The organism is Solirubrobacter deserti (genome assembly GCF_027587175.1).
Classification (GTDB): Bacteria; Actinomycetota; Thermoleophilia; order Solirubrobacterales; family Solirubrobacteraceae; genus Solirubrobacter; species Solirubrobacter deserti.
In genome coordinates, this window is record NZ_JAPCID010000072.1 from 1 (window position 1) to 12488 (window position 12488).

14 protein-coding genes are annotated in these 12488 nt (G+C 71.6%); 8 read left to right on the forward strand and 6 right to left on the reverse strand.

Features of this window, described 5'->3' with window-relative positions:
* Positions 1 to 919 (reverse strand): hypothetical protein (locus OJ962_RS31230; protein ID WP_270006846.1); only part of this gene is annotated, 919 nt, incomplete at its 3' end.
* 86 nt (positions 920 to 1005) lie between these two features.
* On the opposite strand from OJ962_RS31230, the gene OJ962_RS31235 reads away from it, so the two are divergent.
* Complete coding sequence (locus OJ962_RS31235) at positions 1006 to 1893, forward strand: acyl-CoA desaturase (protein WP_202954849.1); 888 nt, start codon at positions 1006 to 1008, stop codon at positions 1891 to 1893.
* 36 nt (positions 1894 to 1929) lie between these two features.
* On the opposite strand, the gene OJ962_RS31240 is transcribed toward OJ962_RS31235, so the two are convergent.
* Both OJ962_RS31240 and OJ962_RS31245 read right to left on the reverse strand, forming a co-directional pair.
* Entirely contained in the window at positions 1930 to 2139 is a 210-nt protein-coding gene (locus OJ962_RS31240) for a histidine kinase dimerization/phospho-acceptor domain-containing protein (RefSeq protein ID WP_202954850.1), read from the reverse strand.
* Positions 2136 to 2753: a response regulator gene (locus OJ962_RS31245; protein ID WP_202954851.1), complete on the reverse strand. Its 618-nt coding sequence runs from the start codon at positions 2751 to 2753 to the stop codon at positions 2136 to 2138. The genes OJ962_RS31240 and OJ962_RS31245 overlap by 4 nt, the downstream gene beginning before the upstream one ends.
* A 69-nt stretch (positions 2754 to 2822) precedes the next feature.
* Between OJ962_RS31245 and OJ962_RS31250 the strand changes: the two genes are divergently transcribed.
* Together OJ962_RS31250 and OJ962_RS31255 are read left to right on the forward strand one after the other, a co-directional pair.
* Positions 2823 to 4844, forward strand: a complete 2022-nt coding sequence (locus OJ962_RS31250) for a helix-turn-helix transcriptional regulator (RefSeq protein WP_202954852.1) — start codon at positions 2823 to 2825, stop codon at positions 4842 to 4844.
* Positions 4841 to 5281: a pyridoxamine 5'-phosphate oxidase family protein gene (locus tag OJ962_RS31255; protein WP_270006847.1), complete on the forward strand. Its 441-nt coding sequence runs from the start codon at positions 4841 to 4843 to the stop codon at positions 5279 to 5281. Before OJ962_RS31250 ends, OJ962_RS31255 begins: the two co-directional genes overlap by 4 nt.
* Positions 5282 to 5335: 54 nt before the next feature.
* Here OJ962_RS31255 and OJ962_RS31260 read toward each other — a convergent pair whose 3' ends face one another.
* Positions 5336 to 5944 carry a GntR family transcriptional regulator gene (locus OJ962_RS31260; protein WP_202954853.1) on the reverse strand — a complete coding sequence of 203 codons (609 nt, stop codon included), beginning with the start codon at positions 5942 to 5944 and terminating at the stop codon, positions 5336 to 5338.
* A 63-nt stretch (positions 5945 to 6007) separates the two neighbouring features.
* Here OJ962_RS31260 and OJ962_RS31265 point away from each other — a divergent pair, with 63 nt between their 5' ends.
* Positions 6008 to 7243, forward strand: a complete 1236-nt coding sequence (locus OJ962_RS31265; protein ID WP_202954854.1) for an MFS transporter — start codon at positions 6008 to 6010, stop codon at positions 7241 to 7243.
* Positions 7222 to 8298, forward strand: coding sequence for a glucose-1-phosphate thymidylyltransferase (locus OJ962_RS31270; protein ID WP_202954855.1), 1077 nt, complete (start codon positions 7222 to 7224; stop codon positions 8296 to 8298). The genes OJ962_RS31265 and OJ962_RS31270 overlap by 22 nt, the downstream gene beginning before the upstream one ends.
* Before the next feature lie 16 nt (positions 8299 to 8314).
* On the opposite strand, the gene OJ962_RS31275 is transcribed toward OJ962_RS31270, so the two are convergent.
* Positions 8315 to 9205 carry a 3'-5' exoribonuclease YhaM family protein gene (locus tag OJ962_RS31275; protein ID WP_202954856.1) on the reverse strand — a complete coding sequence of 297 codons (891 nt, stop codon included), beginning with the start codon at positions 9203 to 9205 and terminating at the stop codon, positions 8315 to 8317.
* Between the two features lie 49 nt (positions 9206 to 9254).
* Here OJ962_RS31275 and OJ962_RS31280 point away from each other — a divergent pair, with 49 nt between their 5' ends.
* On the forward strand, positions 9255 to 9902 hold the full coding sequence (locus OJ962_RS31280) for an SDR family NAD(P)-dependent oxidoreductase (RefSeq protein WP_202954857.1): 648 nt from the start codon (positions 9255 to 9257) through the stop codon (positions 9900 to 9902).
* Here OJ962_RS31280 and OJ962_RS31285 read toward each other — a convergent pair.
* A complete protein-coding gene (locus OJ962_RS31285) occupies positions 9877 to 10539 on the reverse strand; it encodes an EcsC family protein (RefSeq protein ID WP_202954858.1) in 663 nt (220 codons plus the stop codon). The genes OJ962_RS31280 and OJ962_RS31285 overlap by 26 nt on opposite strands.
* Before the next feature lie 70 nt (positions 10540 to 10609).
* Here OJ962_RS31285 and OJ962_RS31290 point away from each other — a divergent pair, with 70 nt between their 5' ends.
* The gene (locus OJ962_RS31290; protein WP_202954859.1) at positions 10610 to 11443 is read left to right on the forward strand and encodes an alpha/beta fold hydrolase; all 834 of its coding nucleotides are present in this window, start codon (positions 10610 to 10612) and stop codon (positions 11441 to 11443) included.
* A gap of 36 nt (positions 11444 to 11479) precedes the next feature.
* Entirely contained in the window at positions 11480 to 12463 is a 984-nt protein-coding gene (locus tag OJ962_RS31295) for a L,D-transpeptidase family protein (protein WP_202954860.1), read from the forward strand.
* Positions 12464 to 12488: the final 25 nt, after the last annotated feature.

Consider the following 12488-nt stretch of genomic DNA (forward strand, 5'->3'; position numbering starts at 1 on the left):
CGCCGCGTCCGCCCGCCGCGCCGCCTTCTCCGCCCGCCCCGGCGGGCAGAGCCCCGATCCGGCCCTGCGCGGCCAGCCGGTACGCCGCCGCGGCGCGGCGCAGCGACGTCGCCGCCTCCGGCCACGCGACCGCCGGGCCGAGCGCGGCCAGCGCCCCGTCCAGCGCGGTCTCCAGCGTCCTTCTCCGCCCCGGACCTTCCGGGTCGGGGAGCATGACCACGGCGAGTCCGCCGACCGCCGCGCCCACCGCGCCCGGGCCCAGCCGCCGCGCCAATCTCGCCGCCATGCTGTCGAGCTCGTCGGTCGCCTCGGGCTGCTCGGCCTCGCCGACCACCACCGCGGCCACGCGGCGGGGGAGCGCCCAGCCCGCGGATTGCGCGGCCGTGCGGACGGTCTCCTCGGCCGCGGGCGGCTCCTGGGCGAGCAGCCGCACCAGCGCCCTGCGCCTTCGCTGCGACTCGCCGGCCGCCTCCGACTGCGCCTCCGCGAAGCCCGCGGCGCTCTCGGCGGAGATCTCGTCGATGTAGGCGAACATCGCCTCGCCGAGGTCGTACAGCGCGTCGGGCGCGAAGCCCGCGCGCGTGCCGGCCTCGACGAAGCGCCGCCACGCCCGCTTCGCGCCCACGCGGTAGGCGGCGAGCAGCGCGTCGAGCGTCCGGCCCGCCCGGTACTCGCCCGCGCCGAGCCGGACGTACGTGTCACGCGCGCTTGACTCGGAAATGGGCGCCGCGCCGCCCAGCACGTCGACGAACCGGTTGAGCGCGACCTCGACCCCGAAGCGCACGACCTCGCCGAAGCGGCCCTCCATCGCGCGGGCGTAATCCGGCACCTCACGGGCGATCGCGGCGATGATGTCGTCCGCGAGATCGGGCAGCGTCGCACGCAGCGCGTCCGCCGACGGCGGGGTGAGCGTCGCCATTTGTCACGAGGCTACAGAAAAGGGCGACGGTAAGTGTGGCGACCGGTCATGAAGCGAGGGCCCTCCGGCGGGTAGACCTTGCCACTGTGACGTGGACCCATCGAGTACTGAACCTGGCGGGCGTCGTCCTGCCGTTTGTCGGCGTGATCGTCGCGATCGTCCTGCTGTGGGACAAGCTGGTCGACTGGACGTCGCTGGCGGTCATGGCGTTCATGTACGTCGTGACGATCATGGGCGTCACGCTCGGGTTCCACCGGCTGTTCACGCACCGTTCGTTCGCGACCTACAAACCGGTCGAATATTTCCTGGCCGCGCTCGGGTCGGTGGCGGTCGAAGGCCCGGTCATGAACTGGGTGGCCGACCACCGCAAGCACCACGCGCACACCGACCAGGAGGGCGACCCGCACTCGCCCCACGGCCACGGCGACGGCCTCAAGGGCGCGGTCTCCGGCCTCTGGTACGCGCACATGGGCTGGCTGTTCGACCACTCCGGGACGAGCGAGCACAGCAAGTACGCGCGCGACCTCTACGAGGACCGCGGCATGCAACTCATCCACAAGACGTTCGGCTTCTGGGTGCTGGTCGGGATCGCGGTTCCGGGGCTGCTCGGCCTCGCGCTCACCGGCAGCTGGCGCGGCGCGTTCGAAGCCGCGCTGTGGGGTGGCCCCGTGCGGATCTTCCTCGTCCACCACGTGACGTGGTCGATCAACTCGGTCTGCCACTTCTTCGGCCGCCGGCGCTTCGACGTCGACGATCACTCGACCAACGTCGCCTGGCTCTCGCTGCTCTCGATGGGCGAGTCCTGGCACCACAACCACCACACGTTCCCGCGCTCGGCCTTCCACGGCCTGAAGTGGTGGGAGCGCAACCTGGACCCGACGGGCTGGGTGATCCGCGCGATGCGGCGCATGAAGCTGGCCTGGAACGTGGTCGAGATCACGCCCGAGCGCCAGCGGCAGAAGCTCGCGGCCTGAGCGGGGGGAGTCTCGAGGGGGCGGCAGCGCCCTCGGTCAATCTTCGAGCACGTCGTCCAGCAGCACGCGGAGCTCGTTCGCCGCGTCCTGGATGCGCTGCGCGAACTCGCGCCGGTCGGCTTCAGAGATGTTGCGCTCGCCGGCGAGCACCTCCGCGAAACCGGCGACGATCGTCAGCGGCGTGCGCAGGTCGTGGCGGAGGCGGCGGCGCGCCTCGGCGTCCAGCACCAGGTCCTCGTCGCTCAAATGAAGCCCTCACGGAGCGCGATCGCGATGGCGTGGACGCGCGTGTTGGCTTCCAGCTTGTTCATGGCGTTGCGGATGTGGGTCTTGATCGTCTCAGGTGAGAGGAACAGCCGCTCCGCCACTTGCTCACCGGTCAGGCCTTGTGCGAGCAGGTCCATGATCTCGCGCTCGCGCTTGGACAGGCTCTTCTGCTTCTGCGTCGCGCGCTGGGACAGCAGGGCGGGATGCAGGCGCGGGTCCACGTACGTGCCGCCGTCGGCGACCGTGCGCAGCGCGGTCGTGAGCTCCTCCTGCGTGCCGTCCTTGAGCGCGTAGCCGCGCGCGCCGGAGTCCAGGCCGCTGATCAGCAGTTCGATCTCGCTCGAGCCCGTGTAGAGCACGACGCGCCGCTCAGGGTCGGCATCGATCAGCTGCGCGGTGAGGTCGATGCCGGACTCCTCGCCGAGCCGGATGTCCACCAGCGCCACGTCCGGGTTGTGGCGCTCGATCAGCTCGCGGCCCTCGGCGGCGGTGCCCGACGAGGCCACCACGTCGATGCCCGCGCGATCGAGCAGCAACTCGAGGCCCTCACGGAGGGCCTGGTGATCCTCGATCAGCACAAGGCGAAGCGGCATGCGGAAATGCGCAAAGAGCGCGGGAAGCCAGCATACGTCTTCGCGCCTCACTCTAAGGTGTGGCGCAGTTTGGCGAAGGACACGGAAAAGCTCATCCGCCAGCTGTCGCTGATCTCGTATTTGATGGCGGAGCGGCGACCGGTCACGGCTACGGAGATCCGGCGCGACGTGGAGGGCTACTCGGACATGACCGAGGACGCCTTCGCGCGACGTTTCTATGCGGACCGCGCCGAGCTCGACGCGCTCGGGATCCACCTCAGTGTGGACAAGCCCGCGGACGGCTTCTCCGAGCAGGAGAACTACTCGCTCGCGCCCGAGGCCTTCCACCTGCCGCCGATCGCGTTCACGGACGCCGAGCGCGCCGCGCTGCAGACGGCGCTCACGCTGCTCGACGGCGAGTTCGCCTACGCCGAGCCGTTGCGGCTCGCGCTGCAGCAGATCACGTGGGGCCGCCCGTCCCCGCTGGGCAGCGACTCGCGCCAGACGATCGGGCTCGGCATCACGGCGTCGGCCGGCGGCGGTGAGGTCAGCGCCCGGCTGGCGAAGATCGATACCGCGATCTACCGTCGCAAGCGGATCGAGTTCGAGTACCACACGATGGAGCGGGACACGACCGAGTCGCGCAAGGTCGACCCGTACCACCTGCTGTTCGAGGGCGGCCAGTTCTACCTGGTCGGCTACTCGCACGAGCGCAAGGACGTGCGCGTGTTCCGGCTCTCGCGCATCCGCGGGAAGGTGGCGTACGCGACCAAGGCCGAGCACGACTTCCAGCGCCCGGAGGACTTCGACCCGCGCGGGTACGCGAACCGGATCCCGTGGCAGCTCGGCGAGCCGGTCGGCGTCGCCGAGGTCGAGATCCCGGAGGACCTGGTCTGGTACGTGCAGCGCCAGTTCGGCGAGTACGGCGAGTTCGAGGGCAACGTCTTCAAGACGCCCTACCGAAGCGACCGGCTGCTGATCTCGTGGGCGCTCGAGTACGGCCTGCGCATCCTCGGCCCGCCCGCGTTGGTGGACGAGACGCGCACGCGCGTGGACCGCATCATCGAGGCGCACCGCGGCGAGCCCGAACCCGTCGTGGCGGCTCCCGCCGCGCCCGCGCCGCCGCCGGCCGAGAGCAACGGCCGCGGGCGCAGCGAGGCGGCGATCCGCCCGGAGCGCTTTGCCCGGCTCGTCACGCTGGCCACGGTGCTGATCGCGGCGGGCCGCAAGCGCGACACGCTGCTGGTGAGCGACGTGTGCGACCAGATCCAGGTCTCCCCGCAGGAGCTGCGCGAGGACATCGCGGTGCTCAACGTCGTGAACTTCGGTGGCGGCGCGTACGTGATCTACGCCGAGGTGACGCCCACCGGCGAGATCGAGGTGGACGTCGAGCCCTACTCGGACACGTTCGACCGCCCCGCGCGGCTGCTCCCGATCGAGGGCAACGCGCTGGTCGCCGCCATCGACCATCTGAAGGTCGTGCACGCGGACCTGCAGAGCGCGCGTCAGAAGGTCGTCGACGCGCTCGGCTTCGACCCCGTGGAGGAAGGGCTGCACATCGTCTCGCCGCGCGTGGACGAGGGGATCATGCACACCGTCGAGCGCGCGATGCACGACAACCGGCTGCTCCAGCTCGAGTACTGGACCCCGTCGTCGGATCGCTACAGCGAGCGCTCGGTCGAGCCCTACGCGCTCATCAACTCGCGCGAGGGCTGGTACGTGGCCGCCTGGGACCTCAAGAACGAGTCGCTGCGCCACTTCCGGCTGGACCGCATCAAGTCCGCGCAGGTCGAGGAGCGGACCTTCGAGCCGCGTGAGGGCCTGAACCCCGCCGCGGACATCGGCGGCTGGCCGCGCACGGGCCGGATCGGCGGCTCGCGCTCTGCCCGTGTGAAGATCAACGCCGAGCAGGCCCGCTGGGCGCGCGAGCGCCGCGACGTCCTGACCGAGCTCGAGGGCGGCGAGATCGTCGTCGAGATCACGTTCAAGGGCCTGGACTTCCTCGTCCGCGAGGTCTTGAAGGAAGCGGGCGACGCCGTCGTGCTCGAGCCCGCCGACGCCCGCGAGGCGGTCCTGGTGGCCGCCGAAGGCCTGATCGCCCGCGCGACGTGAGCTCCCGCCGCGCCGAGATCGCGATGTCCTCGGACGAGGTGCTCGCGTTCTTGGCGTCCGAACGGGTGCTGACGGTGGCGACGCTGGGGCAGGACGGGTGGCCGCACCTGATGCCGCTGTGGTATGTGGTCCGAGACGGCGAGTGCTGGGGCTGGACCTACGGCAAGTCGCAGAAGGTGCGCAACCTCGAGCGGGACGAGCGGTGCACGCTGCAGGTCGAGGCCGGGTCCGAGTACCACGAGCTGCGGGGCGTGATGATCAAGGCGCGCGCGGAGATCGTGCGTGACGCCTCGGTGATCGCCGAGGTCGGGAACGGGTTGTCCGCGCGGTACGGGGACGGGTCGCCGGTGTCGGATCGCGTGGCCGCCAAGCGGGTGGCCCTGCGGTTCCGCGTCGAGTCAGTGGCCTCGTTCGACCACCGCAAGCTCGCCGGCTAGCCACGCGAGCGTTCACTCACCCGCGCTCTCGCCGGGTTTCTGAACGCTCGCGCGTCAGCGGCCCCGGATGGTGTCGAGCGCGTTGTCGAGGTGCAGCCGCAACGTCTGCAGCGCGAGCGCGCTGTTGCCCGCGGCGATCGCGTCCGCCAATTCGCCGTGCTCGCGCATCGTGCGCTCGCGGATCTCCGCTCGGCGAGCCGTCGCGTGCGCCATCCGGCGCTGGCGGTCGCGCAGCGAGTCGTAGAGGCCCAACAGGATCTCGTTGCCGGTCCCCGCGACCAGCGTGCGGTGGAACGCGCGGTCGGCCTCGACGAAGTCCGCGCCCTCGAGCCCCTCCTGCGTCGCGACCGACTCGGCCAGCCGCGCCGGCACGTCGCCCGGGCGCTCGATCACGCGCTCGATCGCGTAGCGCTCGATCACCCAGCGCGTCTCCATCACGGCCTCGGTCTCTGATGCCGAGACCGGCACCACCAGCGCGCCGCGCTTCGGGTAGAGCCGGAGCAGGCCCTCGGCCTCGAGCTGGCCGAAGGCGGCGCGCACCGGCGTACGGCTCATGCCCAGCGCTTCCGCGATCTCGCCCTCGCTGATCAGGTCTCCGCCGGGCAGCGAGCCGTCGAGGATGCGGGCCTTGACGTCCTGGTAGGCGCGCTCGGAGGCGGACACATGTGAAGCCTATGTGTCCGACTCGCACACATCATGCATACATGTTGGATACCATGCGCGCGCATGACGACGGCGTGGCGGATGTGGGCCTTGGCCGCGGCGTTCTATCTCGTTGCGATCTTCCATCGGATGAGCCTGGGCGTCGCGTCGCTGGACGCGGCGGAGCGGTTCGGCGTGGCCGCGGGGACGATCGCGCTGCTGTCGACCGTGCAGCTCGGCTTCTACCTCGCGATGCAGATCCCGGCGGGCCTGCTCGCCGACCGCATCGGCCCGCGCCGGAGCCTCACGCTGGGCCTGGTGGCGATGGGCGTCGGGGAACTGCTGTTCGCGGTCAGCCCGTCGATCGGGCCCGCGATCGCGGGCCGAGCGCTGGTCGGCATCGGGGACGCCTGCATGTTCCTCAACGTCCTGCGGGTCGCGGCGCACTGGCTGCCGCCGCGCCGCTACGCGCTCGCCGCGGCGCTGACGGCCGCGTGCGGCGCGTTCGGCCAGCTGCTCTCCACCGCGCCGCTCTCCGCCGCGCTCTCGGGACTTGGCTGGACGCCGACGTTCGCCGCCAGCGGCGTCCTCACCGCCGCGCTCGCCTACCTCGCCGTCAGCCGCATCCAGGACCGCCCGCGGGACCCGGAGCCCGCGCCGGTCCCGACGACGCTCGCCGAGCGCATCCGGACGGTCGCGCCGGAGCACCCGCCGATCGTGCCCGCGCTGCGCAAGGCGTGGCGGTCACCGGCCACCCGGCACGGGTTGTGGGTGCACTTCGCGCTCAACGCCCCGTTCGTCACGCTCACGGGCCTGTGGGCGTACCCGTACCTCGTCGAGGGGCAGGGCGTCGCGCCCGGCACGGCCGCGGCGATGCTGGCGGCCGCGGTGATCACCTTCGGCGTCTCCGCGCCGGTGCTCGGCGCGGTCGCGGGCCGCATCCCGCACGCCGTCCCGACGCTCGCCGCGGCCATCGCCGTCACGACGGCGGCCGGCCTGGCGACGATGCTCGGCTGGCCCGGCGGCCATCCGCCGCTGGCGCTGATCGCCGCGGTGCTCGCCCTGTCGGGCTTCGCGGGCGCCGGCTCGATGCTCGCCTTCACGCTCGCGCGGGAGGGCGGAGGCAGCGCGTCCGGCATGGTGAACATCGGTGGCTTCGGGGCCGCGATCGTCGGCCAGGCGGCGATCGGGCTCCTGGTCTCGGTCCATCTGGACTACCGGCTCGCGCTCACGCCGCTGCTCGCCCTGGTGGTCTGGGGCGCCGTCCAGACGGTCCGCCACGCTAGCCTGCCGCTGCCATGGAGCAGCTCAAAGGCCTGATCCTCTCGGGCGGCAAAGGCACGCGCCTGCGCCCGATCACCTACACGTCGGCGAAGCAGCTCGTTCCCGTCGCGAACAAGCCGGTCCTGTTCTACGGGATCGAGGCGATGGCGGCCGCGGGCATTCGCGAGGTCGGGATCATCATCGCGCCGGAGACCGGCGATGAGATCCGCGCGACCGCCGGCGACGGCTCGCAGTTCGGCGTCGAGATCACGTACATCCCGCAGTCCGAGCCGCTGGGGCTCGCGCACGCGGTGCTGACCGCGGAGCCGTTCCTCGGCACCGACCCGTTCGTCATGTACCTCGGCGACAACCTGCTGCAGGGCGGGATCGAGGAGCTCGTCGCGAACTTCCGCACGAACCAGCCCGAGGCGCTGATCCTGCTCACGAAGGTGCCGGACCCGCAGAACTACGGCGTCGCGGAGCTCGACGCGACCGGCGGCGTCACACGCCTGGTCGAGAAGCCGGCCGAGCCCGCGACCGATCTCGCGCTCGTCGGCGTGTACATGTTCACGCCGCGCATCCACGAGGCCGCGAAGTCGATCCAGCCGTCCGGCCGCGGCGAGCTCGAGATCACCGACGCGATCCAGTGGCTCGTCGACGCCGGCGCGCCGGTCGAGTCGCACGTCGTCCGTGGCTGGTGGAAGGACACCGGCCGCCTCGCGGACATGCTCGAGGCCAACCGCTTGATCCTCGAGACCGTCATCCAGAAGGTCGACGGCGAGCTGATCGACTCCCAGATCGAGGGCCGCGTGGTCGTCGAGGCGGGCGCCGTGCTCGAGCGCAGCACGGTCCGCGGCCCCGCGATCATCGGCGCCGGCGCCCGGCTGGTGGACGCCTACGTCGGCCCGTACACCGCGGTCGGTCGCCACTGCACGATCGACTCGTCCGAGGTCGAGCACTCGATCCTGCTCGAGAACTCCTCGGTCTCCGGCCTCCAGGGCCGCATGGAGTCCAGCCTGCTCGGTCGCGACGTGACGATCAGCCGCGGCCAGTCCCAGCCGCGCGCCTACCGCTTCATGGTCGGCGACTCGAGCGAGATCGGAATTCTATAGAGGGCTCACCAAACCCTCAGGCAGCGCGCGAGGCGAACCAGGCGCCGCCGCCGAGCGCGCGGTCGTAGCCCGACCACGCGGAGCCCTCGGGGAGCTCCTTCTCGAGCCGGTCGAACGAGCCGAGCCGGCCGCCGAGGTTGTCGAGCATGTGCACGAGCGTCGCCTCGCGCGTGCACGGGACGACCGGCGAGCCGTGCTCGAGCTGGCCGTGGTGGCTGAGGATGATGTGGAGCACGGCGACGGCGAGCTCAGACGGGAAGTCCGGCAGGTCCTCGATGATCCGGCGCACGCGGTAGTAGCCGAGCGGGATCTCGCCCTGGAGCTTGCCCAGGTCGGTCATGTCGATGGCCAGCGGGTCGCTCGTGTAGGCGTCGAGCTTGCCGATGTCGTGCAGCAGCGCGCCGGTGACGGCGACGTCGCGGTCCACGCCGCCGAAGGTCGCGCTGATCGCGGACACGCCCTGCGCGACCGTCAACGAGTGCTCGAGCAGCCCGTGCCGGTAGGCCTGGTGAAAGCGCTTGGCGGCCGGGGCCTCGCGGAAGCGCTCCCAGGTCTCCGTGCCCGGCCCGAACACGGCTTCCAGCAGCGCGCGCAGGTGGACGCACTGGATCGTGCCGATCAGCGTGCGCAGGTCGGCCTCCATCCGGTCCACGGGGATGCGCGGACCGTCCAGCAGGTCGTCCAGGTCGTACTCGCCGGCCTCCGCGTCCCGCACCGAGCGCACGTGCAGGCGCCCGCGCGGCTCCACAGTGCCCTCCACGCGCACGCAGGAACCGGCCGCGATCGGGCAGGGCGCCGCCTCCAGCGTTCCCGTCCGGTCGCCCAAGACCACGCGTCGCGCGTCGCTCGCCCGAACCATCAGGACCTGGTCGATCTCCTGGCCGGGTGTGAGGTCGCGGACACGCACTGTGCGGTGAACCCTAGGTCCACGGTCGGACGAAATACCATCGCGCCCCATGCCCGCACGCACCGCGCTTGTCACCGGAGGCGCCGGCGGCCTCGGCCGCTCGGTGGTCGCCGCGCTCGTCGAGGACGGCTGGGACGTGGTCGTCCCGGTCACGACCGAGACGGATCTCGGTGAGCACGTCACCACGGTCGTCGCCGACCTCACCGACCCCGACGACGTCGCCCGCACGCTCCGCACCGCGCAGGATCCGCTGAAGGCGGTGGTGAACCTGGTCGGCGGGTTCGCGGCCGGGCAGCCGGTGGAGACGACGCCGCTGCAGGACTTCGAGCGCATGTTCACGCTCAACCTGCGCCCGACCTACCTGGTCACCCAGGCCGCGCTCCCGCGCCTGAAGGCCAGCGGCGGCGCGATCGTGTGCACGAGCTCCGCGACCGCGCTGAACCCGTTCAAGGGCTCCGCGGGCTACTCCGCGAGCAAGGCGGCCGTGATCGCGTTCACGCAGGCCGTCGCCAAGGAGGCGGAGAACGTCCGCGCCAACGTCATCCTCCCGACGATGATCGACACACCGGCCAACCGCGAGTCGATGCCGGCCGAGCAGCACCACAAGCTCATCCCGCCGGAGCGCATCGCGAGGACCGTCGCGTTCCTGTGCGACGACGCCTCGGCCGCGATCAACGGGGCGGCAGTTCCGGTCTGACGGACTGCCCATAGAAGTCGACGGCGCGCTTGCCCAGGCGGTTCGTGTCGCGCCGGTTGGACACGGCGCTGAAGGCGATCGCGAAGCCGGGGATGAGCTTGCCCGCGACCTTCTTGGCCCCGCTCTTGCCGACCATCTTCAGCAGCTTGGACGCGAGCGCCTCGTCGCGCTGGAGCTTGGAGCCGACCCAGTGCTCGGCGACGCTCACCTCTGCCGCGCCGTCCAGCGCCCGCCGCGCACCCGCAGGATCGCTGTAGAGCCCGGTGAGCGCCAGCAGCTCGGCCGGACGCATCGGGTCGCGCGGGTCCCACCCGTACGCGCCCGCGATGAAGAAGACCATGCGCGACTGCAGCCAGGCGAGCGCGACCAGGTCCGGGACGATCGTGACGATTCCGCCGATTCCGGCCGCGGCACCCTCCGCCGAAGCCAGATTGGCATGGCGTTTGCGCGCCATCTCTCCCATCGCGATCGGGTGCAGGCCCATGACGTTGCGCTGGCGATGCGCCCAGGTGGCGGCGGGCGGGCCGAACGCGTCGGCGGCCGCCAGCGCCACGTGTTCCGGGGCACGGACCGGGTCGGCCCGCAGTCGCTCCAGCAGCGAGGCGGGCGGGGCGGCAGGCTCGTCCGCTTCGCTCATTTCGTCCAACATAGATCACATGCTTTGACGGCGTGTCATCGAGTGCCGATGAGCGGGTATGCCTCTGGACATGTCCTCCGTCATCGAACACCGCGTTGAGTTGGCCGGTCATGTCACGCGCGCGCTCGAGGTGGCGGGGGAAGGCCCCGGCATCGTCCTGCTGCACGGCTGGAACCACTCCGCCGACACCTGGCGCCCGCTGCTGAGCGCGCTCGCCGCGCGCGGGCGGCGCGCGATCGCCGTCGACCTCCCCGGCTTCGGCGAGGCGACGCCGCTCGAGCCCGGCGCCGTGCTCCCGCAGCTGGACGCGTTCGCCGCCGAGCTCGTCACGGCCTGGGCCGGAAGCGAGCCCGTCGTGATCGCGGGCGCATCGCTCGGTGGCTGCCTGGCGCTGCGCCTGGCCGAGCACCCGGGCGAGCTCAAGCTGGCGGGCGTCGTCCCGGTCTCCCCGGACGGGCTCGAGGTGCCGTCCTGGTTTGACCCGATCGAGGAGGACCCGATCGTCCGCCGGCTGCTCTCGCTGCCGGTGCCCGTGCCGGGCGAGATCGTGCGCCGGGCCCACAAGGGCGCGCACCGGCCGCTGGCCTTCAGCGACGCGCAGCGCGCCGTCGTGGACGCCTTCGGGCGCAGCGGCGACACGCGGGCGGACGTCGCCGCACTGCTGGAGTCCGGGCGCGAGCTCGCGCCTGAGCTGCTCAACGCGCCGTTCGACCTGGTCGGCATCCGCTGCCCGGTGCTGCTCGTGTGGGGCGCCTACGACCGCATGCTGCCGCACAGCGACGCCCGCATGGCGCTGGACTCGCTGCCCACCACGCAGGTGGAGCTGATCGAGGGTTGCGGCCACCAGCCGCAGCTCGAGGCCACCGGCCGTCTGGTCGAGCTCCTGCTGCCGTTCGGCAGATAAGTTGCAGCGTTTCGGGGACGGCTAGGCTTTCCCGCCATGCGCCGTGCTCTGCTGCTGACCTTCGCCTCGTTCCTTCTGCTCGCTCCGACGGCGTCGGCGCAAGAGCCGCGCATCCCGGCCGGCGTCACCGCCGCCGGCATCGACGTGTCGAACCTGACGCTGCCCGAGGCCGCCAACCGGATCGCGTTCACGTTCACGACCACGATCAACAGCCCGCTGTCCACGCGCGTCGCCGGGCGGCGCTTCCTGCTGCGCACGAAGGACGTGGACTTCAAGTTCGACGCGGCAAAGACGGCGCGGCGCGCGCTCAATGCCGGCCGCACCGCCGCCGGCGCCCCGGTCAACGTGCCGCTGTACGTGAAGTTCAAGGTGGCCAAGGTCCGGACCTACGTCGACAAGGTCGAGAAGGGCATCGCGACCGCCCCGCGGGACGCGCGCGTGGACATCAAGCTCACGAAGATCGACCGGATCGAGCACCGCGACGGGCGCACGGTCGACAAGAAGGCGCTCGAGGCGGCGGTCATCGCGACGCTGAGCGACCCGGCCGCCAACCGCAAGCTGCGCCCGGAGCCCGTGGCCGTCAAGCCGAAGATCACGACCGGCAGCCTGGCCAAGGCCTACGGGACGATCCTCACGATCGACCGCGGGAACTTCAAGCTGCGCCTGTTCAAGAACCTGAAGCTCTCCAAGACCTACGGGGTGGCTGTCGGCGCGCCAGGTTATTCGACGCCGACGGGCCGCTACACGATCGCCAACAAGGCCGTCAACCCGGCCTGGACGGCGCCTGACTCGCCGTGGGCCGGCGCGTACCGCAACGAGGTCGTGCCGGGCGGCTCGGCCGAGAATCCCCTGAAGGCGCGCTGGATGGGCATCGTCGGCGGCGTGGGCATCCACGGCACGGGTGCCCCGGGCTCGATCGGCTCGCGCGCCTCGCACGGCTGCATTCGCATGACCGTCCCGGACGTGATCGACCTCTATGACCGGGTGCCGGTGGGCTCCCCGGTGTTGATCGGAAACTGACACACACGCTCCGCGGGGCCGGGTA